The sequence below is a fragment of the Vreelandella venusta genome, from assembly GCF_015689495.1.
GTDB classification, from domain to species: Bacteria; Pseudomonadota; Gammaproteobacteria; order Pseudomonadales; family Halomonadaceae; genus Vreelandella; species Vreelandella venusta.
In genome coordinates, this window is the sequence record NZ_CP065135.1 from 3,415,562 (window position 1) to 3,442,363 (window position 26,802).

The 26,802-nt window shown below is 53.2% G+C and carries 23 protein-coding genes; 3 read left to right on the forward strand and 20 right to left on the reverse strand.

Translation table 11 applies throughout. The annotated features are described in order from the left end of the window. The first annotated feature begins 4 nt into the window (after nucleotides 1-4). Nucleotides 5-1,756 (forward strand): C4-dicarboxylic acid transporter DauA, encoded by a 1,752-nt coding sequence (gene dauA, locus IR195_RS16025; RefSeq protein ID WP_206048061.1) that lies wholly within the window; start codon nucleotides 5-7, stop codon nucleotides 1,754-1,756. Between the two features lie 47 nt (nucleotides 1,757-1,803). Here the strand turns inward: dauA and adhP are convergent, their stop codons facing one another. Both adhP and exaC read right to left on the reverse strand, forming a co-directional pair. After that, nucleotides 1,804-2,832, reverse strand: a complete 1,029-nt coding sequence (adhP, locus tag IR195_RS16030; protein ID WP_206048062.1) for an alcohol dehydrogenase AdhP — start codon at nucleotides 2,830-2,832, stop codon at nucleotides 1,804-1,806. Between the two features lie 121 nt (nucleotides 2,833-2,953). Next, nucleotides 2,954-4,474, reverse strand: coding sequence for an acetaldehyde dehydrogenase ExaC (gene exaC, locus IR195_RS16035; protein ID WP_125751097.1), 1,521 nt, complete (start codon nucleotides 4,472-4,474; stop codon nucleotides 2,954-2,956). A gap of 119 nt (nucleotides 4,475-4,593) precedes the next feature. On the opposite strand from exaC, the gene IR195_RS16040 reads away from it, so the two are divergent. Continuing rightward, nucleotides 4,594-5,277 carry a LuxR C-terminal-related transcriptional regulator gene (locus tag IR195_RS16040; RefSeq protein WP_146941775.1) on the forward strand — a complete coding sequence of 228 codons (684 nt, stop codon included), beginning with the start codon at nucleotides 4,594-4,596 and terminating at the stop codon, nucleotides 5,275-5,277. A 14-nt stretch (nucleotides 5,278-5,291) separates the two neighbouring features. Here IR195_RS16040 and IR195_RS16045 read toward each other — a convergent pair whose 3' ends face one another. The 11 genes from IR195_RS16045 to IR195_RS16095 all read right to left on the reverse strand — a co-directional run bounded on the left by IR195_RS16045 (nucleotide 5,292) and on the right by IR195_RS16095 (nucleotide 19,410). Next, nucleotides 5,292-6,704, reverse strand: coding sequence for a hybrid sensor histidine kinase/response regulator (locus tag IR195_RS16045; protein WP_125751103.1), 1,413 nt, complete (start codon nucleotides 6,702-6,704; stop codon nucleotides 5,292-5,294). Continuing rightward, on the reverse strand, nucleotides 6,676-7,839 hold the full coding sequence (gene nosP, locus IR195_RS16050; protein WP_206048063.1) for a nitric oxide-sensing protein NosP: 1,164 nt from the start codon (nucleotides 7,837-7,839) through the stop codon (nucleotides 6,676-6,678). Before nosP ends, IR195_RS16045 begins: the two co-directional genes overlap by 29 nt. Continuing rightward, the gene (locus IR195_RS16055) at nucleotides 7,817-10,069 is read right to left on the reverse strand and encodes an ATP-binding protein (RefSeq protein ID WP_206048064.1); all 2,253 of its coding nucleotides are present in this window, start codon (nucleotides 10,067-10,069) and stop codon (nucleotides 7,817-7,819) included. The genes nosP and IR195_RS16055 overlap by 23 nt, the downstream gene beginning before the upstream one ends. Continuing rightward, nucleotides 10,059-10,673, reverse strand: a complete 615-nt coding sequence (locus tag IR195_RS16060) for a putative pterin-binding protein (protein WP_241006746.1) — start codon at nucleotides 10,671-10,673, stop codon at nucleotides 10,059-10,061. The genes IR195_RS16055 and IR195_RS16060 overlap by 11 nt, the downstream gene beginning before the upstream one ends. Before the next feature lie 184 nt (nucleotides 10,674-10,857). Beyond that, the gene (locus tag IR195_RS16065) at nucleotides 10,858-11,676 is read right to left on the reverse strand and encodes a DUF2189 domain-containing protein (RefSeq protein WP_125751113.1); all 819 of its coding nucleotides are present in this window, start codon (nucleotides 11,674-11,676) and stop codon (nucleotides 10,858-10,860) included. 317 nt (nucleotides 11,677-11,993) lie between these two features. Next, nucleotides 11,994-12,422, reverse strand: coding sequence for a universal stress protein (locus tag IR195_RS16070; protein WP_125751116.1), 429 nt, complete (start codon nucleotides 12,420-12,422; stop codon nucleotides 11,994-11,996). Between the two features lie 11 nt (nucleotides 12,423-12,433). After that, a complete protein-coding gene (locus tag IR195_RS16075) occupies nucleotides 12,434-15,028 on the reverse strand; it encodes a TRAP transporter permease (RefSeq protein WP_125751119.1) in 2,595 nt (864 codons plus the stop codon). A 137-nt stretch (nucleotides 15,029-15,165) separates the two neighbouring features. Next, nucleotides 15,166-16,140, reverse strand: a complete 975-nt coding sequence (locus tag IR195_RS16080) for a TAXI family TRAP transporter solute-binding subunit (protein WP_125751122.1) — start codon at nucleotides 16,138-16,140, stop codon at nucleotides 15,166-15,168. Between the two features lie 423 nt (nucleotides 16,141-16,563). Next, the gene (locus IR195_RS16085) at nucleotides 16,564-17,865 is read right to left on the reverse strand and encodes a TRAP transporter large permease (RefSeq protein WP_206048065.1); all 1,302 of its coding nucleotides are present in this window, start codon (nucleotides 17,863-17,865) and stop codon (nucleotides 16,564-16,566) included. Continuing rightward, a complete protein-coding gene (locus IR195_RS16090) occupies nucleotides 17,855-18,334 on the reverse strand; it encodes a TRAP transporter small permease (RefSeq protein ID WP_125751129.1) in 480 nt (159 codons plus the stop codon). The genes IR195_RS16085 and IR195_RS16090 overlap by 11 nt, the downstream gene beginning before the upstream one ends. A 65-nt stretch (nucleotides 18,335-18,399) precedes the next feature. Next, a complete protein-coding gene (locus IR195_RS16095) occupies nucleotides 18,400-19,410 on the reverse strand; it encodes a DctP family TRAP transporter solute-binding subunit (RefSeq protein ID WP_125751132.1) in 1,011 nt (336 codons plus the stop codon). 249 nt (nucleotides 19,411-19,659) lie between these two features. Between IR195_RS16095 and IR195_RS16100 the strand changes: the two genes are divergently transcribed. Continuing rightward, a complete protein-coding gene (locus tag IR195_RS16100) occupies nucleotides 19,660-20,526 on the forward strand; it encodes a DMT family transporter (RefSeq protein WP_125751135.1) in 867 nt (288 codons plus the stop codon). A 44-nt stretch (nucleotides 20,527-20,570) separates the two neighbouring features. On the opposite strand, the gene IR195_RS16105 is transcribed toward IR195_RS16100, so the two are convergent. From IR195_RS16105 to IR195_RS16135, 7 genes are all read right to left on the reverse strand, one after another. Then, nucleotides 20,571-21,095, reverse strand: a complete 525-nt coding sequence (locus IR195_RS16105) for a DUF192 domain-containing protein (protein WP_206048066.1) — start codon at nucleotides 21,093-21,095, stop codon at nucleotides 20,571-20,573. Next, nucleotides 21,092-22,297 (reverse strand): ABC transporter ATP-binding protein, encoded by a 1,206-nt coding sequence (locus tag IR195_RS16110; protein WP_241006747.1) that lies wholly within the window; start codon nucleotides 22,295-22,297, stop codon nucleotides 21,092-21,094. The genes IR195_RS16105 and IR195_RS16110 overlap by 4 nt, the downstream gene beginning before the upstream one ends. Next, entirely contained in the window at nucleotides 22,290-22,958 is a 669-nt protein-coding gene (gene modB, locus IR195_RS16115; protein ID WP_125751141.1) for a molybdate ABC transporter permease subunit, read from the reverse strand. The genes IR195_RS16110 and modB overlap by 8 nt, the downstream gene beginning before the upstream one ends. Then, a complete protein-coding gene (gene modA, locus IR195_RS16120; protein WP_125751145.1) occupies nucleotides 22,958-23,725 on the reverse strand; it encodes a molybdate ABC transporter substrate-binding protein in 768 nt (255 codons plus the stop codon). The genes modB and modA overlap by 1 nt, the downstream gene beginning before the upstream one ends. 3 nt (nucleotides 23,726-23,728) lie before the next feature. Continuing rightward, nucleotides 23,729-25,213: a pyruvate kinase gene (pyk, locus tag IR195_RS16125; RefSeq protein WP_206048067.1), complete on the reverse strand. Its 1,485-nt coding sequence runs from the start codon at nucleotides 25,211-25,213 to the stop codon at nucleotides 23,729-23,731. Between the two features lie 71 nt (nucleotides 25,214-25,284). Then, a complete protein-coding gene (locus tag IR195_RS16130) occupies nucleotides 25,285-26,133 on the reverse strand; it encodes an HTH domain-containing protein (RefSeq protein ID WP_206048068.1) in 849 nt (282 codons plus the stop codon). 92 nt (nucleotides 26,134-26,225) lie between these two features. Then, on the reverse strand, nucleotides 26,226-26,717 hold the full coding sequence (locus IR195_RS16135) for an ureidoglycolate lyase (RefSeq protein ID WP_125751155.1): 492 nt from the start codon (nucleotides 26,715-26,717) through the stop codon (nucleotides 26,226-26,228). Nucleotides 26,718-26,802 lie beyond the last annotated feature (85 nt).

Here is a 26,802-nt window from a genome sequence, read left to right on the forward strand (position 1 = left end):
CCCCATGTCCCGCGCCAAACGTTCTTCGGGTTACGTTGTGCCACTGCCCGGCAGCGCGCTGGTCAGCGCTTGGCGTCAAGGGTATACACTGGCCAGATTGAAGCGCGATGTGATGGCGGGGCTGACGATTGGTGTGGTAGCCGTCCCACTTTCTATGGCGTTAGCGATTGCTACCGGCGTGCCGCCCCAACATGGGCTTTACACAGCGATTGTCGCGGGCGCGGTGATTGCCTTAACCGGTGGTTCACGATTTAACATCTCCGGCCCCACCGCCGCCTTTGTAGTGATTCTGTTTCCCATCGTGGCCAACCATGGCCTGGGCGGACTGCTGATCGCCACACTGATGGCCGGTGCCATTCTCGTGGCGCTGGGGCTATCCAGGCTGGGCAGCCTAATTCAGTACGTGCCCTACCCGGTCATTCTTGGCTTTACCGCAGGTATTGGGGTAGTCATTGCCCTCCTCCAGTTACCTGACTTTCTGGGCCTCGCGGACGTAGCGCTAGGCGATAGCACCCTGCATAACCTGGTATTGATTGGCCAAGCGCTGCCCAGCCTTTCACCGGCGGAACTCAGCGTGGGGGTGGTGACCTTGGCAACGCTGCTGATCTGGCCCCGCCTGAAGACGCCCATTCCTGCCCCGCTGATAGGCTTGGCAGTGGGCACTCTGGCCGCCGCTTTATTGACGATGAGTGGCGTTGAAGTCGATACCATCGCCTCACGCTTTAGCTGGGAGTTCCAAGGTGAAAGCGGTAGCGGCATTCCCCCCTTTGCACCTAGCGTTGCGGCACCGTGGCACTTTCCTGGCGCGGATGGCACACCGCTCGAGGTCGATTTCGCGCTGATTAAGGCGCTGCTTGGCCCAGCACTGGCCATCGCCTTACTGGCCGCCATCGAGTCGCTACTGTGCGCCGTGGTGGCGGATGGCCTGACCCGCACCCGCCACGACCCTAACGCCGAACTGATTGGCCAGGGCCTGGGCAATATGGTGGTGCCCTTCTTCGGCGGCATTACCGCCACAGCTGCGCTTGCCCGCACGGCGACCAATATCAAAAGCGGAGCATTTTCACCGCTGGCGGCGGTCGTTCACTCCCTGGTGGTACTGCTTGCCGTGGTGGCGCTGGCGGGTGTGTTGGGGTTCGTGCCCATGGCGGCGCTAGCCGCCCTGCTGCTGATCATCGCCTGGAATATGAGCGAGGCGCGCCACTTCGTGCATACGCTGAAAAGTGCCCCCGCCAGCGATGTGTGGGTGCTGGTTATCTGCTTTGGGCTAACGGTGCTTTTTGACATGGTGATTGCAGTAGCTGTCGGTATTGGCTTGGCCGCCGCGTTGTTTATTCGCCGCATGGCACAGTTGACCCATACTCAACGCTTAGACACACCCGACAAAGAGGCGCGCTTCCCGCCGGAAGTCGCCCTTTACAAAATTCACGGCCCACTATTTTTCGGTGCCGCAGAAAAGGCGATTGCCACGCTACGCGTGATTGATCACAGCGTGCGAATTATCGTTCTGGATATGCGTGAAGTTCCCAGTCTGGATACCACAGCCATGGTGGCGTTAGATACGCTGCGTCGTGAGCTAAGCGAACAAGGCGTGGGAGTGATGTTCGTTGGGCTGCAGCCGCGCCTGGCACTCAAAATTAAACGCGCGGGCATTAAGCGTGAAGTGAGAAAGTTAGCGGTCGTGAGCAATCTTGCCCATGCCGAGCGTATGGCACAACGCTGGCTGGAAAAGCAAGATACAGTAGGTATTGGATAGACGGCAGAGAATAAAAGGGGGAGCTATCGTCTCCCCCACTCGGTCACTCAACTCGCCATATCCAGCACAATACGACCTTCGATCTTGCCGTCGATCATGCGCTGGAAGACATCGTTGATATTATCCAGCGTATCGGTCGCCACGGTCGCTTTGACTTTGCCTTCAGCAGCGAAATCCAACGCTTCCTGCAGGTCGCTGCGGGTTCCGACGATCGAACCGCGAATGGTAATACCGTTAAGCACTGTGCTAAAAATTGGCAGCGGGAAGTCACCCGGTGGCAAGCCATTGAGCACCAGTGTGCCACCACGGCGTAACATGTTTTGCGCTTGATCAAACGCCTTTGGCGATACCGCTGTGACCAATGCCCCGTGGGCACCGCCAATGGCTTTTTTCAGATACGCTGCTGGGTCGGTTTTCATCGCATTAACCGTCACCGTGGCACCTAGCCGTTCGGCCAAAGCGAGCTTTCCGTCGTCAATATCAACAGCAGCGACGTTTAGCCCCATCGCTTTCGCATACTGCACCGCCATATGTCCCAGGCCGCCGACGCCTGAAATAACCACCCACTGACCTGGGCGAGTATCGGTCATTTTCAAGCCTTTATAAACCGTTACTCCGGCACACAGAACCGGGGCTATTTCGATGAAATCAACGGCGTCCGGCAGACGCCCCACATAGCCTGCATCCGCCAAGGTGTAGTCGGCAAACCCACCGTTGACCGAGTAACCGGTATTTTGCTGGGATTCACACAGGGTTTCCCAGCCGCCTAAACAGTGTTCACAGTAACCACAGGCTGAGTATAGCCAGGGCACGCCGATACGATCGCCCTCTTTGACATGGGTAACGCCGTCACCCACCGCCACAATATGCCCAACACCTTCGTGCCCAGGAATGAACGGTGGCGAGGGTTTCACCGGCCAATCGCCGTGTGCTGCATGTAGATCGGTGTGGCAAACGCCAGAGGCGGCCACCTTCATCAGTACCTCTCCCCGCTTGGGACGAGGCACGTTTACTTCTTCTATCGCTAGTGGCTGACCGAACTCACGTACGACTGCCGCTCGCATTGTGTTATCCATGATGCAACTCCTGATGGTTGTCGATGTGGCAACTTGTGATTGCTCTTATCGTTACAGTAAGCGTCAGAGGAGTAGCAAAACGCCCGGCAATAGCCGGGCGGTATCACTTCAGAATAGCCTATTAGAAGAAACCTAGCGGGTTAATATCGTAACTCACTAGCAGGTTCTTAGTTTGCTGATAGTGCTCAAGCGCCACTTTATGGGTTTCGCGACCTACGCCTGATTTCTTATAACCACCAAACGCAGCATGGGCAGGGTACTGGTGGTAGCAGTTAGTCCAAACGCGACCTGCTTGAATGCCACGTCCCATACGGAAGGCGACGTTGATGTCACGGCTCCAGACACCAGCCCCCAGGCCGAACTCGGTATCGTTGGCAATGGCGAGCGCTTCTTCTTCATCTTTGAAAGTGGTCACAGCGACCACAGGACCAAAGATCTCCTCCTGGAAGACGCGCATCTTGTTGTTGCCTTTGAGCAGTGTCGGCTGGATGTAGTAGCCGCTATTGATGCTGTCATCCAGGCTCTCTTTATCGCCACCGGCAAGGAACTCGGCGCCTTCGTCGCGGGCGATGTCCATGTACGACATAATTTTATCGAACTGCTCTTGGGAGGCTTGTGCACCAACCTGCACGTCGGTATCTAGCGGGTTGCCACGCTTGATGGTTTTAGTTCTTTCAACCACCTTGGCCATAAACTCGTCGTACATGCTCTCTTGAATCAGTGCACGAGAAGGACAGGTACATACTTCGCCTTGGTTGAAGAATGCCAGCACTAAGCCTTCAACAGCTTTATCAATAAACGTCGGCTCGGCGTTCATGATGTCTGCAAAATAGATATTGGGCGATTTACCCCCCAGCTCCACTGTCGAAGGGATAATATTTTCTGCGGCGCATTTAAGAATGTGCGAACCAACCGGTGTTGAACCGGTAAAGGCAATTTTGGCAATCCGCTTGCTGGTGGCGAGGGCTTGACCAGCTTCGGCGCCAAATCCATTAACGACGTTAAGTACACCAGGGGGTAGCAGGTCGCCAATCACCTCCATCACTTTCAATATCGAGGCAGGAGTTTGCTCAGCTGGCTTCAGTACGACGCAGTTACCCGCGGCAAGAGCAGGGCCCAGTTTCCAAGCGGCCATTAGAATCGGGAAGTTCCAGGGAATAATCTGGCCAACAACGCCTAGCGGCTCATGGAAGTGGTAAGCAACGGTGTTAGCATCGATATCCGCAGCCGTACCCTCCTGCGAACGCAAGCAGCCAGCAAAGTAACGGAAGTGGTCAACAGCAAGCGGAATATCCGCATTCAAGGTTTCACGAACGGCTTTTCCGTTATCCCACGTTTCTGCGACCGCTAACATTTCAAGGTTTTGCTCGAGGCGGTCGGCAATCTTAAGTAGGATATTACTGCGCTCTTGAACGGAGGTTTTGCCCCAGGCAGGCGCGGCTTTGTGGGCTGCATCCAGCGCTTTCTCAATATCTTCAGCGCCAGAGCGGGGAATCTCGCAGAATACTTGACCGTTAACAGGACTGATATTATCAAAGTACTGGCCGTTGACCGGGGGAACAAACTCACCGCCGATATAGTTGCCAAAACGTTTTTCAAAGGACACAACGGAACCAGCATCACCCGGGTTGGCGTAGATCATGGTAAAGCTCCTGAGTATTATGATTATAAAATAAGGTGCCTACCCAGTGTTGGCCACACGCGCCATTTACGATATAGCCCGATGGCAGGACGCACCCTCATCCCTTGGTAGGAGACGCCATGTACTCGTTGCTAGTGGCAGACGACCATCCGCTGTTTCGCGATGCACTTCACGCGGTAATTAGCGCTGGTTTAACAGATACTCAACTGTTGGAATCGGACAGTTTGGCGGCGGCTATTCACACAATCGGCATCCATGATGAACTTGATTTGCTATTACTCGATTTAAGCCTGCCCGATGCCGATGGACTAGAAGGTCTGACAATACTTCGAGAAAGATTTCCATGGCTGCCTGTCGCCATTGTCTCGGCACACCAGGAGCGCCAGTTGGTGTTAGACGCCATTACCCAAGGTGCCGTGGGCTATATTCCGAAATCAACTCCCCGAGAACAGCTATTAGCAGCACTCAACCAAATTCTTCAGGGGCAGCTCTATCTGCCTGCAGATATTATGCGCCAGCCGCCCCCGCGCATGGAGCCATCGACGTTGGCACCTTCGTCGGAGGTATCCCGTGAACGGCTAATACGCTTAACCGACAAGCAGTTAGATGTGTTGGGTTGCATGGCGCAGGGGATGTCCAATAAGCAAATCGCACGAGAGCTGTTTATCGCTGAAACCACTGTAAAAACGCATGTTTCAGCTATTTTACGCAAGCTCGGTGCAACAAGCAGAGTGCACGCCATCGTCATCGCAGGTGAAGAGGAACTAGGCGCTTATCTTGCCAAACGAACTTCCTCCACCTAGCCGCCGACTTCCCGTTAAGCAGAAGTCTCTAAGAGCGTCCCCAGTAGCATCTTTAAGCGAAGAGGCTTTAGCGGTTTTAACAAACAGTGCATACCTGCTTCCCGAGTGGCTCGTTTCAAAGTTGCCTCATGGTTGGCAGTGATGACTACGGTGGCTAACCCTGGATAGCGTCGACGTAGCCTTGCAGCCAGGTCGATCCCATTTTCGCGGTGATCCCCCAGATGGTAATCCACTAACAGCACAGCCGGGCACTCACCGTCACTCGCTGCTTCCAGCGCGCTCACCGTAGCGGCTGCCCTCACCCGACACCCCCAACTGCCCAGCAACGCCTGCATTCCTTCTACAATCGCGGGATCATCATCGATCACCCAAATGACACAGCCTTGTAGCGGGTCGTGCTGCCAACGATCAGATCCAGGCAATGCTTTTGGCGCATAAGCAACGGGCGATGCCCCCTCGCTTGGGGCTGTATTAGGTTCTGACGCAGAGAAAGGGACCAGCACAGAAAACAGCGAGCCACGCCCAAGTTGTGAAGTAAGCGACACAGGGTGCTCTAGCATAGTGCTGATGCGATCTACGATCGCTAGCCCCAACCCAAGCCCTCGGCTGTGGCTACTTTGAGACTGGCTGGCGCGGCGAAATTCTAGAAAAATCGCCTGACGCTGTGGCTCTGGTATCCCCGGCCCAGTATCGCCCACCATAATTTCAAGACCATTGGCGCGTCGTCGACAGCCAAGCAGTAAGTGTCCATGTTCAGTGTAGCGCACGGCATTGCTGAGAAAGTTGCGCACAACACGTGCCAGTAGCGCCAAGTCTGATTCGACCACCACACTCGACGGCACATAGTGAAGCGTCAGCCCACGCACGGCGGCCACTTGCCGATACTCCTCTGCCAAGGCATCTAATAGCGTACTTACCGCAAACGGTGCTTTATCCGCGTGGAGCACACCGGCATCCAAACGGGAAATATCTACCAATGTACCTAAAAGCCCTTCAACATCCTTTAACGAACGCCCTATGTGCCCTACTAAAGCCTGGGAGGCCTCGGGTAGCGCGTGGGTTTCTAAGGCGCTGGCGAATAAACGGGCGGCGTTTAACGGCTGAAGCAGGTCATGACTGACCGCCGCTAAAAATTTCGTTTTAGAAAGATTGGCCGCCTCCGCTTCGGCATTCGCCGCCAACAGCCGCGCATTAACTTGGCTAAGTTCATCTAGTGTGCGGTGAAGTGCATCGGTGCGTTCGCGCACTTGCTCGGCTAGCAGCACCGAACGCTCAAACGCGGCATAGGGAGCGCTATTAGGGCTTGCGCCGGACTCCACACGCTCCATTAGGGCTTGGCAAACCTTACGCAAACGACGGTTTTCTTCGCTTAGCGTGGCATTATCCGCCGTAGAATCACTATCTGCCGCTAGTTGGAAGAGCGCCAAAAGCCACCCCCGTAAAGGTTTGGTTTACGTGCATGCCATGATGATGTTCGCCGTAGGTATTAAACCCCACCACTCGTGCCTGACGAAGCAGCGCTGACGCCTGATCCAGCTGTTGCAAAGACTCAAGCGCCATACGCCTTAAGAAACAATCACAGCCTATAATCGAAGGTGTTGCTCCCAGGCGTTGTTGCACGCGCTGTAGCATCCCCTCTAGATCTAAGAGTAACGGCGCAGGCCGCATCGCAGTGAGCACAATGCCCGCTTCTACTGCGCAGTAAAACGTTAGGCTAGCATCTTCATTGACGCGTTGTATTGAGCGAATATAGTGCTGTCCACCGATATAAACTGCCAGTGGGTGCTGGGCAAAAATGGAGGGTGATAGCGCATCAACAGGACAGCCGACTAATGCTGCATAAACGTCAGCAGCAGGTAACCCATTAAGCTCTAGCACTCGGCGCTGCTCTCGGTCAGCCTCTGTTACCACTAACTTATGGGCTAGCGGTTCAAGGTGATGGGTAGAAAACACCTCAAATGGTAGCCGCGTGTTAAGCATTACCACGACGGCGGCGCGAGTATGAAAATGCCCATTGGCATACACATGCGTATGGGTAAGGTGGTTATCATCACCGGCCGAGCCGCCAAAGCTGGGAATACGGCCAAGAGCCGCATCTAAGGTTGCTAATACCTGTTCTTCACGGCTGGATAAACCATCTAGCAATGTGAGCGCAAAGCTATGCTCATTCACCGGTGCAACCGCCTGCTGTCGACAACGCTCCAGTAAGGTATCCACGAGCGGTTGTGCGCGGCTGAGGTCGAAGTTATCAAGGTCGTCTACCAGTGCAGTTTCAACCGCAAACACGCGACGATCAAAACCGATCGCTACCACAGAGCCCCGATCATAGCCCTGTGGTGTAATCTCGCCCGCCGTCGTGCAGCCACTCATTGACACCTTATCAAACACACCGCTAAGGGCCGTTGCTAGTTCCTCTAACGGATACTCAGCACTGCAAAAAAACAGCACAAAACCTAAGTCTTCATGACCAAGCTGTTGAGCCAATTCATCAGCGGCTTGAAAGGGATTAAGTTGGTTGCTGGCTGCGGCCTGAATGCCGCTATTCTTCGGTGCTATCGTCACGACGCCATTTCTCCAACGCTGCATGAGTTCGCGAAGCGGTTTGTCTCAATAGATTCATGGTGTCAGTAAAATCTTGCGGTGAGGACGTGCTGTTACTGGCGATTATCTCAAGCCGTTTAGCCTCAGCGGCCAAACGCTCGGCTCCAACACCGAGCGATTCGCCGCGCAGCTGATGTGCTAAGCGTGCCACTTGCTTGGCTTGCTCCGCTGTCAGCAACGCCGTGTTGCTTAGATAAGCCGCCAACTGCGCAGAGTAATCACTCACTTGCTGATGATAAAGCATGATGAGCTGATCGACACTTTCAGCTCCCAGTGACTCCACCAGGGACTCTAGCGTTGTACGATTAAGTAGTGGCTGTAACTCTTGCTGCTCCTGATCTAAAGGCAATGTCGACAAAGTACATGGGCGCGAAACCGCAAACAGCTGTAGCGACAGCACATGACTAAGGGAAATTAAGGATAGCGGTTTAGTAATGTAATCGTTCATTCCCGCTGCTAGGCAGCGTTGACGAACATCTTCCACGCCGCCGGCCGTCATGGCCACAATCGGCACGTTGGCCAACCAACCGCCTTGAGAGCGAAGCTGTTTGGTCACGGTGATGCCATCGATGTCCGGTAGCTGAATATCCATAAAGATGAGGTGCACCTGCTGAGCCTGCACCATGTCCAGAGCATCTTGGCCATTTTCGGCACAGACGACATCGCACCCAAGGCGCGACAGTAGCCCAGTGGCAACCTTACGATTGATGGCATTGTCTTCCACAAGTAGTAAGGATGTGCCAGCAAAATCCTGCGTTGGTTCGGGCGGCAATGAAGCGGTAACGGGGCTAGCTTCTACAAGGGGCAACTCGCACCAAAATGTGCTGCCCTGTCCAGGGGTGCTACGAACCCCTAACCGCCCTTGCATAGCCTCGCTTAAGCGTTTACAAATCGCCAACCCTAGCCCAGTACCGCCAAACCGACGAGCAACTGACTCATCCGCTTGTTGAAATGGCTCAAACAGGGATGCCTGTTGCTCCTCATTTAAACCACAACCGGTATCACAAACTTCAAATAACAGGCTATTTACCGTGGAATAAATACGTATATTGACTTTACCATGGTCAGTAAACTTAATAGCGTTTGTGATGAGGTTAAGCAAAATCTGACGCAATCGGCTGGCATCGATCATTACCCATGCCGGGACGAGAGGATCAACATACAACGTTAACTGCAGGCCTTTTTCCTTAGCGCGAGGCTCGAAAAGCGATATAACGCTGTCGACTAGTGGTTTAAGGGCGGTGGGTGAAGTGTCAAGCGTTAGGTGCCCCGCTTCAATCTTTGAAAAATCAAGAATTTCATTGATCATCGCTAGCAACTGGTTAGCGCTGTCATGAATCGTACGAGCATAGTCTTCTACTTGCGCAAGGCTAGATGGTTCACGCAGCAACTCGCTCATACCAATGACGCCGTTGAGCGGCGTGCGAATTTCATGGCTAACCATCGCTAAAAAGTCAGATTTAGCGTGATTTGCGGCCTGTGCCTGCGTGGCAGTGATTTCTAGTTGGTGGCTAAGTTGCTCTTGCTCACGGCGAGCGGAGGCACTTTCTCGCATCTCTCGCACGAGAAACACAATGACCAGCAAGACAGCGAGACTCATTCCCACCAACAGTGATATTAAAAGCTTATATAAAATATTTAATAACACGCGCTCTTCAGTAGCAGACTCCGCTAGATAACCATTAATAGCGATAACAAATCGCTCTGTAAATCGAGTGAGCACCAACAGCCCTTCCTCTAGCTCAGCAATCGGTAACTGAGGTAAAGAGGCATGAGGTTCAAACATAGGATCTAGCGTATCTAGCTGCTGCTGAATTTGAGCTAATAACGCTTTTGCTACACTGATATTGTCTAACAGCTGGCTCACTTCGCCCTCCTGCAACAGCGTCATGCGGCTGTAGAGTAACTCGAAGTGCAGGTTCAAAGTGTCCTGATCAGAAGGTGAAATCGGGCCACGGGTGACCGCAAGCAAGTGGTTGAATAGCTGAATCGCATCGCGATCAAGCTTATATACCACCCAGGCCGTATCTTCTCTCAAACTTTGGGTCAAATTATCCTGACGCCAAGCCGCTAAGGCTGCCACTACCAGCGCGGCCGCGAACAGCAGGACGGTAATCATAGCAACCACTTTAAAGCGTCGCGGATAACGCAGCAGGCGGGGAGCTCGAGAAACAGGCCGACTAACGGACATTTATCTGCATAACTTGCCAAACAGCTCTAAAACGCATTTTTTCACTTAAAAGAGCCTCATCTTGGCTGAAAGGATAAAGCACCCACAACGGGCCGTACTCACGGATGGGAATGCTTTGCCCGTCCCGCTCTAATGCTAGGATCACATCATACTTATAAAAATCACTAATCGGTATTTCCGCTTCGAAGCCGTTTAAAGCGGAGACATAAACGCTATTTCCAGGACCATTTCCAGGACCATTTCCAGGACCATTTCCAGGACCATTTCCAGAGCTGTTTCTAGAACTATTTCTAGAGCTGCCCCCAAGGCGGTTGTCAGCATTTGGTAGCCCAACATGCTCTAATAATGTGCGCATCAGCGGTCCGCTATAAGTACTACTGCCCTCGGTCCACGGCGTGCCTGTTTCAAAGGAGTGCTGCGGCAACGCTTGCAACATAGCACGATCAAAGCGTGCGCCTTGGGTGGTATTGAAATGTGTTATATCACCGTTGATTGTGAGTATAACGGGCCCTTCAGGCATCTCTAGGGGAGCCTCTGTATGCGCAAGCCCCATCGCAGGAATGCTAAGCGCCAGCATAATCCCTCCCAGTAAAAATGCTTTCACAACGCTTACCTCACGACACAATATTTTGAAAGTAGGACCTTTTCTGTCAACTATCAACACAGGCAGGACCCTAGATAAAAAAGAGATAGCGCAAAGGTTACGCTATCTCTTTTACATAGTCAGGTTAAGTATGTTTTTACTTAACAACACGTTTGAGGCTCAGCATTCTAAGGCTTTCAGAGCGTTAGGTCTCAAGCTTCTCGACTGGTTCAAAACGCACCAACTCTTCATAAGCATGCCATGTTGCGTGGCCTAAAACGGGCAAAATGAGTGCCAAGCCAATGTAAAAAGTAAGTACGCCAATTAAAACGCAGCCCGTTAAAATAGCAGCCCACAACAGCATAGGACGGAAGTTTTTGGCAACACAACGTACGCTAGCTTCGATACCCTCCATAAAAGTAAGGTCCTGATCCATGAGCGTTGGGATAGCCACTGAACTAATGGCAAAGGCACCAAAAGCGAGAATACCGCCCGCCACTGAACCTACTGCAATCATGCCCAAGCCTTCTGGCGTGGTAAGGAGTGATGTGTAAAGAGTCGCTGGACTCGGCACCTCAAAGCCAAAGAATAACGCGAACAGCAGCGTTGCAAGACGAATCCAAGCAAGAAAGAAAATCATCATCATCACGCCCATCATCGCCAACTGGCCTGCATGAGGACGCCAACTGCCGAAGGCATCACCAAGGTTCGGAACCCTTCCCCGTTCAAGAGCAAGACTAATGCCGTAAGAGCCTACCGCCACCAGTGGTCCAACAAACATAAACCCGGCGATCATAGGTAATAACCAGTACCAATATCCCAGTGTTATTGCGCCTGCTGTAATGGCTATGCTTAATCCCACCCAAAACATGCCGTAGGTTAAACTGATAGCAGTTGCACGACGGAAGTCCTCGAACCCCGCGGCAAGCCATGCACGCGGCCGATCCATCCCCACCTTATTAATAGTGATTTTCACGTTAGGCATATCTGCTCGGCCGTGCGTTTTTGTTGTAGCTGCATTCATAGCCTGACTCCTTAGTTTTGCCCCAATGCAGCGGTGGCCTTTAAACCCACTCAGGTTGAGATCGAACTTACCCAACACCCTGAAAAGTCGCCACATGCATGAGTACGTTAACCATGGGTTAATGGCTTAACGTACCTTTAATGTAGCTGAGCAATGGCAAGGTGGAGCTGTCTCACGGCATTACGTACAAAAAATCCTGCTTTCATGCTATTAACGCCAATTTATTCGATGCGTTAGTCAGCGTTAATATAACCCCACAAACAAAAACTCCAGGCCAAATGGCCTGGAGTTCTCTTACTAGTCAACGAGTATCGACATCAGCGCACGATCATCACCGAAATCTTGGCATGGTGAACCACGTGTTCCGCATTGGGGCCCAGAACGTAGTCGACAAATTTACGTTTGGTGTGAGATGCCATGACAATCAGGTCGGCATCTAGCTTTTTACCTACCTTAATGATGGCCTCCCATGGCGAGCCGTCAGCAATCACACTCTGAGTCTTAATCTCCTCAGGCACATTTTCCTTAATAAACTTATGCTGCGCCTCTTTCAACGCAGCATGTGCTTTTTCAGCAAAGTTCTTTGGAAAATAGGCTCCTACCATGGGCATCGTGAACTCAGGGAGCACTGTTACCACATGCAGTGAAGCCCCAAAAGTCTGACACAGCGCAATGGCCGTAGGCAGAGCCTTTGACCAAGAGGCTTCCTCGTTCAGATCCACCGGCAATACGATTTTGCTGTACATGGCATCCTCCTTTATGCAGCAGCCGTGGCTGACGTATTATTACGACGACGACGCTGCATAACTACGATCAAACCAAACACCAGGAACGCCGGAATCCACATCAATTCCTTGATCCAACGATCCACAGGTGCCAGCACCTCGATGATTTCCTGGTCGAAATCCAAGCCAAGATCGGCCGCGGTGCTACCGAAGGCTACCATGTCGATGACCGCCCGCTCGTCTTCGATCAGTAGCTCAAGCCCTAGGTTCTCCAAGCGCTCTTCCCCTGTCTCCCCTTCAGGCACGGGCAGAACCATATAGGTAGTAAGCGGGTCCCCAAAGTCATCTTCACCACGGATCTGCAGTCGTAGCGTGCTCTCCTCATCCACATCACCCAATGTCTGGACGAACTGTGACGGCGGCACCGACTCATAGGGGTCATGGATCATATCCATCCAGAACCCCGGGCGGAACAGCGTAAAGGCGACCAGCAGCATTAGAATGGATTCGTACCAGCGGTTACGCACGATCATGAAGCCCTGCGAGCCAGCAGCAAAGATCAGCATCGCTATCGTCGATATGATGAAGATAACGATACCCTGCAAGAAGCTCACGTCGATCAGCAGCAGGTCGGTGTTAAAGATGAACAGGAACGGTAGCGCCGCGGTCCGCAAGCTATAATAGAAAGCCTGAAAACCGGTTCGTATCGGGTCTCCTCCCGAGACGGCTGCTGCCGCGAAAGAGGCAAGCCCCACCGGTGGTGTCACATCGGCCATAATGCCGAAATAGAACACGAACAGGTGAACGGCAATCAGCGGTACCAACAGACCGTTCTGTTCACCGAGTTGCACGATCACCGGGGCAAGTAGCGCCGACACCACGATGTAGTTGGCGGTAGTGGGCAGACCCATGCCGAGGATCAAGCTGAGCACCGCAGTGAGCAGCAGGATCAGCATCAGGTTCCCCATAGAGAGGATTTCCACCACATCGGCCAGCACCAAGCCCACGCCGGTCTGGGAAACCGCACCAACGATAATGCCAGCTGTCGCGGTGGCGATGCCGATGCCGATCATGTTGCGGGCACCCGTCACTAAGCCACTCCACAGATCCAGGACACCCGCACGGATATCCTCGCCCATGTCACTCTGCCCGCGGAAGATTGCCGTAATGGGACGCTGAGTCAGAATGATGAAGACCATGAGCACCGTGGCCCAGAATGCCGACAGTCCCGGAGACAAGCGCTCTACCATCAGGCACCACACCAGCACGATCACCGGCAGAATGAACTGCAGCCCAACCATCACCGTTGGCCGGGTCTGGGGCAGCTTGAAGATCGGCTCATTCGGATCGTCAAGCTCGAGCTCCGGATAGCCTGAAGCCACCTTGAGCAGTGCGATGTAGATCACCACCAGGGCTACACTTACCACCCAAGGCGTGGCGGAGCCCAAAACAGGCTTTAACCACCCCAGGCCGTAGTAGACCACCAGCGCCGTTACCATCATCAATAATAAACCGCCCAAGAAGCCGATCACCTTGCGCACCAGTGGCTTAGGAGGATTGCTGGTTGGCAGGCCCTGCAGGTTAGCCTTCATGGCCTCAAGATGGACGATGTAAATCAAGGCGATGTAGGAAATTAGCGCAGGTAAGAATGCATGCTTGATGACTTCCACATAGGAGATGCCGACATACTCGACCATCAGGAAGGCCGCAGCGCCCATCACGGGCGGCATAATCTGACCGTTGACAGAGGAGGCTACTTCAACAGCACCCGCCTTTTCGGAGGAAAAACCGACGCGCTTCATCATCGGTACGGTGAAGGTACCTGTAGTTACCACGTTGGCAATTGAGGAGCCCGAGATCAGGCCAGTCATGCCCGATGCCACTACCGCAGCCTTGGCCGGCCCCCCCTTGTAGTGACCCAACAGCGAGAACGCCACTTTGATGAAATAATTGCCAGCACCCGCCTTATCGAGTAAGGCTCCGAACAGCACGAATAGGAATACGAAACTAGTAGAAACCCCAAGGGCGATACCGAATACCCCCTGGGTAGTCAGCCACTGGTGGTTGACCAGACCGAAGAGACTTACCCCCCGGTGTGAAAGAATGCCTGGCATGTAGGGCCCGGCAAGAGAATAAATAATGAAGATCGAGGCAATGATCATCAGTGGTGGGCCAAGCGCTCGACGCGTTGCTTCAAGCAGCAACAGAAGCCCCGTCACCCCAATGATCACATCTTGCAGAATCGGCGCCCCCGGTCGTTGTGACAACTGTTCATAAAACATGAACATATAGGCACCACAGAATGCCGCTGCCGCGGCTAGCACCCAATCCTGAATGGGTATGCGGTCGCGTGGTGAGCGTTTTAGTGCCGGATAGGCCATATAGGCTAAAAACAGCGCGAATGCCAAGTGTATGGAACGAGCCTCAGTGGCATTGAAGACACCAAAGCCGACCACGAAAGGCAGTGGGGAGGCGACCCACAGTTGAAACAGCGACCATGCCGCGGCGATGCTAACCAATAGTTTTCCCGGCATGCCCGCAGGCTTGCGAGCCCCAGTATCACTCGAAGCCACCATATCCTCGAGGTCAACCGCGGATTCCGCGCTCCTGTTCTTGTCCTCAGTCATAAGCTAACCCTGCCTGGTATGTAGTGACGAAAGATTCCATTGGCATTACGCCATACAGCATCTCAAACAGAATACGCGGCCACTCGACGTGGCCGCGTAATCACTCATTGAGGCGAAATCACCTCAGCTTGGCCAAGTTACTCGATCCAGCCCTGCTCTCGGTAGTAACGAGCGGCACCTTCATGCAGTGGTGCTGATAGACCAGAGGTCACCATGTCTTGGGGATCGAGGTTCTCGAAGGCCGGGTGCAGACGCTTAAAGCGATCGAAGTTATCGAATACCGCTTTAACGGTCTGGTAGATGATGTCGTCGTCGGTCTCTGCGGTAGTCACGAAGGTCGCTGCGACACCGAAGGTTTCGACGTCTTCGTCGTTACCTTTGTACAATCCACCTGGAATGACCGACATGGAATAGTACGGGAACTCATCAACAATGCCCTGAACTGTCTCATCGTTGAGAGGCACCAGACGCGAATCGACGGTGGTAGTCGCTTCCTGGATGGCTCCATTGGGGTGCCCCACGACATAGGCCATCGCGTCGATGTTGTTGTCAGCAAGCGCGGCAGCCATTTCGGCGGCATCGAGTTGAGACGCTAACGAGAAAGAATCTTCAGTCCAGCCTTTGGCGCCCATCACCACTTCCATGGTGTTGCGCTGCCCAGAGCCTGGGTTGCCGATATTGACGCGCTTACCTTCCAAGTCATCAAGGGAATTAATGTTGGCATCAGCACGAGCCAGGATAGTCAGCGGCTCACCGTGAACGCGGAACACCGCGCGCAGGTCTTCATAGGCCTCACCTTCAAAGTTCCCAGTACCGTTATAAGCTTGGTACTGAACATCCGACTGAGCGACACCCATGTCCAATTCGCCGGACTTGATACCGTTGATGTTGGCCACGGAGCCACCAGTAGAAGGTGCATTACATTTGATGTCAGCGTCTTCCAGACGGTTCACCAATCGACAGATCGACTGACCGACTACGTAGTACACACCTGTTTGGCCACCGGTACCGATAGTGATGAAGCGTTCTTGCGCAACCGCCGGAGATGCAAACGTAGCGGCCGCAATCAGCGCGCCTGAGAAGGCGGCAGTGGAAAATACATGGCGTTTCATGGACACACCTCTTTATCTTGATGTTGTGAGCGTTATACGCTTTAACCCCACCTGCTGAACGATTCCCTCAGGTGTTTTTCTGCCAAAACGTTTTCAAGACAATCTGTTATCAACGTCGACTAGTACAGCCAACACTTACTACTTTAGCGAAAAAAAACATACTTGGCGAAATACGCAGTAAGTCATTACTGCTATAACGCCCATACACATCCTAGTGCTTGCAATTAAGTCCTGCTGTTTAACAGATAAACTTAATGCTTAGAGACAATGTGCTGTAGATGACATTGCCTACCACAAGCAGCTCAGACAACAAATTCAGATTACCGATGAATTACGTTTAGTTACCGTTAACAGCCATGCCGTATTCGCATAGCGTATAGCGGATTAAGCATCTTATGACGAACTACGCCAGCCATGGGATGGCTAGATGTTGTAACCAAGTACTGATGGCAACCACAGCGCAATATTTGGAAAAATAGCCACAAGAGCGAGTGCACACCCCATCGCCACAACAAACAGCAACGCCCACCCCAAAGTCTCTTCCAAACGAATTTTGGCAACCTCTGTGGTTACCATTAAATTCACCGCAACCGGCGGGGTAAATTGACCAATAGCAATGTTCATCGCTAGCAGAATGCCGAACCAAACCGGATTCCATTCAAAGTGCTGCATGACGGGGATAAGCACTGGCATCATGATGAGGTAGATAGAAATAGCATCAAGCAGCATACCTGCGACTAATACCGCCAGCATAACCAGCACCAGCAGCAAAACACCGTTGTCGGTTAGACCGATAATCCACTCTGCCAAATGGCGGAAAGTCCCCAGCATTGTTCCGGCCCAAGCAAAAATACCCGCTAGAGCGATAATCAACATCACCACTCCAGAAATAATCGCGGCCTCTCCTAACAATTCCCATAGGTCACGTAGCGAAAGCTCTTTCGTCAAAAACAGCCCCACGATGGTGCCATAGGCAACCGCTACGACGGCGGCTTCTGTCGGCGTAAATAGGCCTGAGCGAAGCCCTCCTAAAATGAGCACTGGAGCAAATAAAGCGGGCAATGCTTGCCTAAACGTCGTACGCACGGTCAAGGTTTCAGCGCCGACCGCCGGAGTCCCCTCCCAGCCGTAACGCTTAGCAACGATCATCGCAGGCACCAGCAGCGCTAACCCTGCCAAAATGCCGGGAAAAAGCCCTGCGGCAAATAACGCGCGCAGATCAACACCAGGTACCACAATCGAATAGAGAATTAGCGCCACGGAAGGAGGGATTAGGATAGCGGTGGAGGCTGATGCAGCAATAAGCGTTGCGGAAAATGGCTTTGGGTAGCCCGCTTTCGTCATGCTCGGCAGCATTACCATAGCCACTGCCGCCGCATCCGCCGGGCCCGAGCCGCTCATACCCCCCATAATCATACACACCAGCACCGCGACCAACGCTAGGCCGCCATGACGAGGCCCAATAAGAGCCTGAGCAAAGCGTACCAAGCGTAACGCCACACCTGAGCGCTCAAAAATCAGTCCCGTCAGTATGAATAGCGGTATCGCGATTAAAGGATATTTAGCAATGCTGTTATAGGTATTGGTGCCCAGCGTCGCTAACATATCTGGCGAAAGCCCAGCCACAATTCCCACCGAGCCAGCCAAAGCGAGCGAAAATGCCACGGGCACACCTGCTATCAAAAATCCCGCAAAGGCAAGAATCATCCAAATATCAGGCGTCATTATTCAGCCCTCCATTTAATCGATCTCGGGTTTGCTGAACAAGACGCCACACCATGGCAAAGGACAATATCGGCAGCCATACTAAGTACCACCACTGGGGCAACCCTAACCCCGGTGATAGCGATTCCCATTGGTACTCTTGCCAAGCTAGCTTTCCACCATACCAAGTAATCAAGCCCAGAACGGTTACCCCGCATAGCGCTTGAAATAGAATAAGGGCACTGCGCCAGCGCCCAGGTAGCGCCCGCTCCAAAAAACCAATACGAATATGACGGTTTCGCCTAAGCGCCACCGATGCCCCTGCAAAGGTAAGCACCACTAGCAAGAATACGGAAAATTCTTCGGTAAACGAGAATGAGCCGCCTGTCAGGTAACGTGTGACCACATTTCCCAAACTAATCAACGAAATAATAATAAGTGACAGCGCACCCAGCCAACGTTCAGGGCGTGCATCGGGAAAGCCTTTCATGGCAGCCTCACAACAGAAAAAGCTACCGGCCCTGTAGGCCGGTAGTTAAAACACCAAAGGATTCATTAACGTGCGTCGATAGCCGACCGAGCCGCGTTAACCACATCTTCACCAATGCGCGGTGCCCATTTTTCGTAAACGGACTGGGTGGCTTCAACAAAGGCTTGGTACTGTTCATCGGTTAACTCAGTAACCGTCACACCACGCTCTTGAATAGCCGCCAGGCGCTCGCTTTCTTCCTCGCGCGTCATGGCGATTTCCCACTCCCCAGCCTCAATTGCCGTTTCACGCAACAGCGTTTGCTGCTCTTCATCAAGCGACTGCCATACCTGCTGGTTAACTGCAAAAACCAGCGGGTCATTCATGTAGTTCCAGAGCGTTAAGTGCTCCTGGCCCACCTGATCAATACGCGCAACATCAAAGACTGAAAGCGGGTTCTCTTGCCCGTCAACCGCGCCGGTGGTTAACGCTGGCTGAGCATCTGTCCAACTCATTTGCGTCGGATCAGCGTTAAGAGCAGAGAAGGTATCCTGGAACAGCGGTGAGCCCACCACGCGAATTTTCAGGCCCTCCAAATCTTCTGGCTGACTAATCGGCCCACGGGAGTTTGACACTTGGCGGAAGCCATTTTCGCCCCAGGCCAGCGGCATAACACCACGGGATTCAATTGCCGCAAAGACCAACTCACCCGCTTCGCCGCCAGTAACGGCATCCACAGCAGCCTCATCGGGAATAAAGAACGGCAAAGAGAATAAATTCAGTTCAGGGACCTGGGGCGACCAATTAATCGTCGAGCCCACCGCAGCATCAATTAGACCCGAACGCATGGCCGAAAATTCACGAGTTTGATCACCTGAGACTAACTGAGAGTTTGGATAAACGCGCAGCGTTAGTTCTCCACCACTGCGCTCCTCCACCAATTCCGCCCACTTTTCCGCCGCTTGCCCCCATGGGAAAGCATCCGATAAAACAGTGGAAACAGAGAGTTCACGTGCTTGTGCAGAGAAAGAAGCCGAGAGTAAAGCCGCACCAGCTAAACCTACTGTTAAACGAGCCATAGAGCGTGTCAGCGTCATTATTGTCGATCCTTTTTTATCAATTGGTATCCAGCGATATCTATTATCTACCCACAGTGCGCCGCTATTGGCTACAACATAAACGCTAAAGCAGGCAACGCTCTATTGTAGGCACTCATGAGTTTAAAGGAAGTCGGTCGTTAGCATTTCACCGTTAACTGTGGGTAGATGAACACCGCGCCATTACGCTGCAGTAGCGCTTACTGATATGCTAAAGCCACTGTTAAATTGTGATCAACGGATATCAACGTGCCACTACGCGACCTGTTGTTAGGCCTATTTGTCATCGCTATTTGGGCGCTGAATATTATTGTCATAAAGGTGGGGGTGGCGGAGCTACCACCGCTACTAATGACGACTCTGCGCTTTGCGCTGGTCGCTGTCCTATTGGTGCCTTTCTACCCTGTCGCTCGCGCTCAGCTGCCTTTTTTGCTCTTACTCTCTTTCACGTTTGGCAGCCTGCATTTTGCGCTGCTGTTTATCGGTTTAGGCCAAGCAGAAGCAGGCACTGGAGCGCTGCTGGTACAGATGGGTATGCCGTTTGCCACGCTACTGGCAGTGGTATTTCTTAAAGAAAAACTGGGAGCAAAGCGCATCGTGGGACTGCTGTTCTCTTTCGCGGGCATCATTGTGCTCGCAGGCGGGCCAACGTTGCCCTCGCCACTGCCGCTGACGATTCTGTTGTTAAGCGCGTTTGGCTGGGCAGTTTCCCAACTGTTGATTAAGCGCGGTCCGCCTATCGCTCCCTTAGCACTGGCAGGCTGGGTAGCGCTGTTTGCGGTTCCTCAGGTCGCGTTAGGGTCTTGGCTATTTGAAACAGGCCAGTGGCAGGCCATTCAGCAAGCAAGCTGGCGCGGATGGGGAGCGATGATTTACACCGCGGTAATGTCATCAATTGTTGCTTATGGCATTTGGTATGCCTTACTACGCCGTCATCCTGTGAATCGCGTGGTACCAATGACCTTACTGGTACCGGTACTTGCTGTTGGCTTGGGCGTGCTATTGATGGGCGACAGCTTAGGAATCCATAAGCTGGCAGGCGGGGGGCTTGTGGTAGCCGGTATTGCTCTGATCGTGCTCAACGTTGGTAAGCGTCGTCCAGCAAAGCCATTGTAGTACGCCGGTGTCGGCGTACTGTTTCTAAGTGCCTGTTATAAGTGCTATGCATCAGGGCGGCAAAACCCAGCCAAAGCAGGGACTGATACACAGTCGCCCACCTGGATACCACGCTCAGCGAAGTAGCCTGCGTTAACTTCCAGCGCAGCATGATAAGACGCACCTGCGGGGTATGCGGGGCACTCACGAGGGCTATCGGACGCGCAGGGTTGCATGGTGTTGATCGCCACAATCCGCCCTTCGCCGTTGATAAAAGCAATATCCAAGGGGATTAACGTGCGGTACATCCAAAAGGCGTTGCCAGCGGGCTGTTCGCTCTCGAACCGGAACAGCATGCCACGCGCTTCCGGCAGGTGCTCGCGTTCCATTAAGCCGCGCTGTCGCTGAGCGGCGGTCTCGGCCACTTCAACGTCTAATCGATGAGGGCCTTCCTGGCTGTGAATCGCCAGCGGCAATGTCGAGGCTTGGCGAGATTCATCAGCCCAAGCGCTCAACAGCGGCAACGGTAAGCTCGCCGCTAGTGAAACTCCCAAAGACGTCTTCAGTAGCTGACGGCGAGTAACAGTCATGGCAGGTTCCTTTTATGATGAGAGGGCATGTTATTAGCGGACTGGTTATTTGAAGCTAGGTTATTTGAGGATATATGGCGTGACGACGTAGCCACATGTTTTCCTGACATAATATGAATGCCTTCAGCAAGCAGCGACACATATACCGGCTCCCCCAGTGCTAGCTGGTTGCGCCTAGCAGCATGGGTGGCAATATCGAAACGTAGCATATCGCCATGTAAAACACGCAGCGAGATTGAGGTGATACCGCCAAGAACGATCATTTCATGCACAATAGCGGCCACCGGGTTTTCACGCTCGCCCTGTGAAGGTCGACCACGGCGATGCAGCACAATGTCGGAAGGCGGCAAGTACCATGTCACTCTCTCACCCAGCGGCAGATCAGAGAGGCCTGCAGCAACCTCTAAGTATCGATCCCCCCACTGCAGCTGTTTCTGGCCATTAACACTGGTCACTTCACCCTCAAAAATATTGTGGCGATCTAAAAGCCTTGCCACCAGCGGCGAAGCAGGCCGCCGAAATAGTGTTTCCGGGCTCCCCTGCTGCAGACTTACGCCGTTATGCAGCACGCAAATTTGATCTGCTAGCGCAGTGGCTTCTTCTAAATCGTGGGTAACCAAGATAATGGGAATCGATATTTGCTGGCGCAACAGCGCCAGTTCTCGCTGCAATCGGCGTCGGGTCACCTGGTCAACGGCTGAGAAGGGTTCATCTAACAACAGTACCTGCGGCTCACGAGCTAAGGCGCGTGCCAGCGCCACCCGCTGGCGCTGGCCGCCAGAAAGCTCGTTAGGAAAGCGCTTTTCCAGCCCCTCCAAACGCACATTGGCAAGCCACTGCTGGGCACGGTGCGGCCGTTCAGAGTGAGGAAGGTGTCCCAGGGCAAGCTGAACATTCGCTAGCGCACTAAGATGGGGAAACAGTGCATAATCTTGAAATACGATGCCGATTTTTCGCTGCTGAGGGGTAAGCGAGTAACGCCGCTCCGTTGCTAACCAAGTGCTGCCCAAACATGCCACCTGGCCTTGCTCTGGTTGATATAGGCCAGCGATAGTACGCAGTAAGGTAGTTTTGCCACTGCCGGACGGGCCTACCAGTGCTAGAAGTTCACCCGCAGGACAGCTAAATGTCGCATCCAGCGGTATCGGGCCGCACTGCTTAGCCATTACTTCCAGCCCACTGCCCGTGTTCACTTTAGCCACGTCCCCACCTACGCTTGCCTGCAAGCCCGTATACCAGACCTAGGGTCGTTAGCGACACCAATAACAACAGCGCTGACATACGTGCGGCCCCCTGCTCATCGAACGCCTGGACCCGATCATAGATAGCAATCGCTAGCGTGCGGGTTTCCCCATCAATCGCACCACCGACCATTAAAATCACCCCAAACTCTCCCAACGTATGGGCGAATGTTAATGCGAGAGCGGAAAGAATGCCCGGCCATACCAGCGGTAGTTCAATGCGCAAAAATGTTTGCCAAGGGCTCAGCCCGCTGCACCAGGCAGCTTCACGCAGATTAGTTGGCACATTCTCAAACGCACGCTGAATAGGCTGAATTGCAAAAGGTAAATTAGCGATTAGTGAGGCGAGCAAGATACCGCTAAAAGTAAAGTTGAGCCCGCCTCCTGTTAACGAAGCCCAAACACTTCCCAGGGGAGCGTCACGGCCAAATTGTTGTAGCAAGTAAAAGCCAAGCACGGTGGGTGGCAACACTAACGGTAACGCCACTAGCGCTTCGCATAGCCCTTTGCCGCGAAAATGTGCGGTAGCCAATGCACGGCCTAGCCACACCCCAACGGGCAGCAAAAAAAGACAGGTCAAGCCTGCTAAGTGCAGCGATACCGAGAGCGCTGTCCAGTCCATTAATCTGTATTAAAACCGTACTGTTGGAAAATAGCCTGCGCGTCTGCTTGCTGAAGCCACGCATAAAAAGCCTGAGCCACCTCTCCTGCCTGAGGTGTAAGTACCATACGTTGACGCAACGGTGTGTGCCACGCTTCGGGAATCAATACAAACTCACTTCGCTCGCTGAGGGTTGGAGCCAGCACTAATGAGTACGCTACTAACCCACCCCGGGCATCATCCGACAGAGCAAACTGCAGCGTTTGCGATACATTTTCGCCTTGAATGCGCAATGGCTCGCTAGCTTCCCACAGCCCAGCCTGTAGCAATACCTCTTGAGCAGCAACTCCGTAAGGCGCGTGCTCAGGGCTGGCAATCGCGATACGCTGACGCTGCCCCTCCTCAAGTGCGGCAATAGCTTCATAAACACCAGCAAGCGGCGTGTGTGCCTCAGGTGGTGGGTACTTTCCTTTAGGCTGCGCCCACGCTAGCCGACCACGAGCGTAAATAACGCCCTCGTTATCGACGTGGCCTTGTTGATAAAGCGCTTGTACAAAAGATTCGTTCGCCGAGAGAAATAACTCAAAGGGAGCCCCTTGAGCAATTTGGCGGCGAAAATTTCCGGAGGAACCAAAATTGAGGCGCAGGGCATGGCCCGTTTGCTGGGTAAAGCGTTGCGCAGCCTCTTCCAGTGCAAACTGCAGATTAGAAGCTGCTGCAATAATAGGTGCGCCTGCAAACACAGGCGCAGTAACAAACAGTAAATACGTTAATAGCAGGATTCGCATCAATCAGAGCTGCGCTTGCTCAATATGCTGTTCGGTAATTGCCATGATCTTCATGGTATTAGTGCCGCCATGAGCGTTCATATGATCACCTCGAGTCAGTATCACATGATCGCCAAGCTTAACAACACCCTGCTTAACCAACAGCGTCAGTGCTTCGTCATTCAACTCTGTGGCGCTCATTGCTGAGGTATCAAACGGCAGTGATACAACACCACGATAAAGCGCCATACGGCGTTGAGCAATGGGGGTGTGGGCAAGTCCTACGATAGGTAAGCCTGAACGAATACGCGAGGCAATTAGCGGCGTATAACCCGAAGAGGTCATACAGGCAATCGCAGTCACGCCTTTCATATGGTTAGCAGCATACATTGCCGAAAGTGCAATGGTTTCGTCTGGCCGTGAGAAACCTTCATGAATACGGTGCCCTGACTCTTGGGCAGTTTTCTCACGTTCGGCGCCTAAGCATACTCGTGCCATCGCCTCAACGGTTTCCAGTGGGTAATCGCCTGCAGCCGTTTCGGCGGAAAGCATTACCGCATCACTGCCATCCAGCACCGCGTTGGCAACGTCGAATACCTCTGCGCGGGTAGGCAGCGGCGCAGAAATCATGCTTTCCATCATTTGCGTGGCGGTAATCACAGCGCGGTTAAGCGAACGCGCGCGCTTGATCATGCGCTTCTGCACGCCGACCAACTTGGCATCGCCAATCTCGACCCCTAAATCGCCACGCGCCACCATGACCGCTTCTGATGCTTCAATAATGCCATCAAGGGTTGCCTCATCCGCTACGGCTTCAGCACGTTCTACCTTGGCAACTAAGCCAATATCTTTACCTGCTTCACCGAGTAAACGGCGCGCCTCTAACATATCTTCCGCATGACGGGGGAACGAGATAGCGAGGTAGTCGACACCAATCTCAACAGCGGTTTTTAGGTCAATTTTATCTTTCTCGGTCAACGCGGGAGCAGAAAGCCCACCACCTTGCTTGTTAATACCCTTATGGTTGGAGAGCTTACCGCCCACCACCACCTCGGTGTGTACCTGTTGCCCCTCTACCCGTGTAACATCTAGCACCACCCGACCGTCATCTAGCAGCAGGCGATCGCCGGCAGTCACATCTTGCGCCAAGGTTTTGTAGTCACAGCCCACTTGGTGTACATCACCCGCATCGCCATCAAGTGCCATATCGAGAATAAACGGCTGGCCCTCTTGAAGAACCACCGCGCCCTCTTTGAAGCGCGCGATACGAATTTTAGGGCCTTGCAGATCCCCCAGTGCTGCGACACTACGGCCCAGCTGAGTAGCAATTTCGCGCACACGCATTAAGCGTCGACGATGATCCTCTGCGTTGCCATGCGAGAAGTTTAAACGCACCACATCAACACCCGCCGCTAGCATGGCTTCTAAGACACCTTCTCGGTCGCTGGCGGGGCCCAAAGTGGCAACAATTTTAGTACGACGGATCGAAGAGAAGTGCAGTGCGTTCATAATTTTCCTAATTATTAATAGAATGAGAATAAAAACTTAATAAATGTTCATCAGCGTGGGGGCAACTACCACTACTGTGCCAACGCCTGCTGGATAAACATCTCGCAATGCTGCCGTGCAGGGCGGCTTTGCAGCCCTGCCCAGTAATGTTCGAATTCAGGACGACGTGGTAGGGTTCCAAACTGCATTCCCCATCCAATGTGGGAGCCGACATAAATATCGGCAGCACTGAAAACATCACCAGCGATATAGCGGCGCCCATTAACGGCCGCAGCTAGAGCGTCAATCACCGTCGCATAATCGCCAGAACCTAGCCGCATCCGCTGCTCTGGGTTAGGTTGGAAGCCCAAGCTGTTAAGCGAGGCAGCCGCTTCTAGCGGCCCAGCAGCGAAGAATAGCCAGCGATAATAGTCGGCTCTGGCTGAAAGCGGCGGTGCCAAACCTGCCTCGGGAAAAGCATCGGCAAGATAAGCGCAGATAGCGGCAGCCTCCGTGACCACTCGCTCACCGTGGCGAATAGCCGGCACCTTACCCATCGGGTTGATGGCTAAATAGTCTGGCGCATGCATTGTGGCGCCGTACTCCAGGACCACCAAGCGATAAGGTACGCCAAGCTCTTCAAGCATCCAGTGCACAATGCCTCCCCGCGAGAGGGGGTGAGTATAGAAAACCAGCTCATCAGACCGTTCGGCGGCTGGCTCACAAAGTGCTGCGGGAGGTAATTGAGCACTAGGCGGGAGCACATAGCCTTGGCCTGGTTCACTAACAATCTCGACACCTACGGCTCTAAGCACAGCAATATCTTTGTAGAGAGCGCTTAGCGGTATACCTAGCGCTTCAGCCAGATCCGCACCGCTGATTGGATCATCGTAGTGACGCAGCATTTTAAGTAGTTTTGGCAAACGGTGGGCTTGTGACATGCTGGCCTCCTACGCGCAATCTGCGCTCTATTTTTCTCGTTCAGTCAAAAGCTAACCTGAGCAAGATGACAAGCGTATGCTGTTAGCGCAAGCTATTCGCCTAGAGTAACGGTAATATCAAGCGAATACTCATCGCAGTTATTGCCATCTCCCCCCCGATCTACCACTAAAAACTCGCCCTCACGCTCAAGCACCGACTGAATAGCATGCCAGGTGCCTGCCCGATAATTGACACCCTGACGGCCATCGGTCACAAACGCGCGCACATCTGCAGTATTAATGGTGTCGCCAGGAGGGGCTACCACCACAATAAAGCGTTCTTGATGCAGCGGCATAAAGGCTTGGCTACCCTGAGGGTGGCGCTCCAAAAAGGTTAATTCCAACGGTAACGTAATCGGTTGACTGACAAAAATATTAATCAGCGTATGGGCGTTGTCGCCTAATGTCTCAACGCTCGCTAGGTCATGATGACGCTGGGTACGACCAGCATTAATGGGAAACGATGCTGACGTGCGGGCATCGATCACATCGCCAAAAGGCGCAAACGCCTCGGCGGTTAGCGGTTCGGCTATCAATTTAATCATTACAAAATCCTAAAATAGGCGGCTCCACCGGATAACAACACAGCGAAGCAGCCAACGTCGGAATTCAACTACCAGAACTTACACA

Bases quoted from the DNA above. Each gene is read 5' to 3' on its own strand.
- pyk (WP_206048067.1), bottom strand. From the start codon at position 25,213: ATGAACGCACTGCACTTCTCTTCGATCCGTCGTACTAAAATTGTTGCC.
- adhP (WP_206048062.1), bottom strand. From the start codon at position 2,832: ATGGATAACACAATGCGAGCGGCAGTCGTACGTGAGTTCGGTCAGCCA.
- IR195_RS16055 (WP_206048064.1), bottom strand. From the start codon at position 10,069: ATGTCCGTTAGTCGGCCTGTTTCTCGAGCTCCCCGCCTGCTGCGTTAT.
- IR195_RS16080 (WP_125751122.1), bottom strand. From the start codon at position 16,140: ATGAAACGCCATGTATTTTCCACTGCCGCCTTCTCAGGCGCGCTGATT.
- IR195_RS16040 (WP_146941775.1), top strand. From the start codon at position 4,594: ATGTACTCGTTGCTAGTGGCAGACGACCATCCGCTGTTTCGCGATGCA.
- IR195_RS16085 (WP_206048065.1), bottom strand. From the start codon at position 17,865: ATGACGCCTGATATTTGGATGATTCTTGCCTTTGCGGGATTTTTGATA.
- dauA (WP_206048061.1), top strand. From the start codon at position 5: ATGTCCCGCGCCAAACGTTCTTCGGGTTACGTTGTGCCACTGCCCGGC.
- modB (WP_125751141.1), bottom strand. From the start codon at position 22,958: ATGGACTGGACAGCGCTCTCGGTATCGCTGCACTTAGCAGGCTTGACC.
- IR195_RS16070 (WP_125751116.1), bottom strand. From the start codon at position 12,422: ATGTACAGCAAAATCGTATTGCCGGTGGATCTGAACGAGGAAGCCTCT.
- IR195_RS16105 (WP_206048066.1), bottom strand. From the start codon at position 21,095: ATGACTGTTACTCGCCGTCAGCTACTGAAGACGTCTTTGGGAGTTTCA.
- IR195_RS16090 (WP_125751129.1), bottom strand. From the start codon at position 18,334: ATGAAAGGCTTTCCCGATGCACGCCCTGAACGTTGGCTGGGTGCGCTG.
- IR195_RS16130 (WP_206048068.1), bottom strand. From the start codon at position 26,133: ATGTCACAAGCCCACCGTTTGCCAAAACTACTTAAAATGCTGCGTCAC.
- IR195_RS16065 (WP_125751113.1), bottom strand. From the start codon at position 11,676: ATGAATGCAGCTACAACAAAAACGCACGGCCGAGCAGATATGCCTAAC.
- IR195_RS16135 (WP_125751155.1), bottom strand. From the start codon at position 26,717: ATGATTAAATTGATAGCCGAACCGCTAACCGCCGAGGCGTTTGCGCCT.
- IR195_RS16095 (WP_125751132.1), bottom strand. From the start codon at position 19,410: ATGACGCTGACACGCTCTATGGCTCGTTTAACAGTAGGTTTAGCTGGT.
- modA (WP_125751145.1), bottom strand. From the start codon at position 23,725: ATGCGAATCCTGCTATTAACGTATTTACTGTTTGTTACTGCGCCTGTG.
- IR195_RS16075 (WP_125751119.1), bottom strand. From the start codon at position 15,028: ATGACTGAGGACAAGAACAGGAGCGCGGAATCCGCGGTTGACCTCGAG.
- exaC (WP_125751097.1), bottom strand. From the start codon at position 4,474: ATGATCTACGCCAACCCGGGTGATGCTGGTTCCGTTGTGTCCTTTGAA.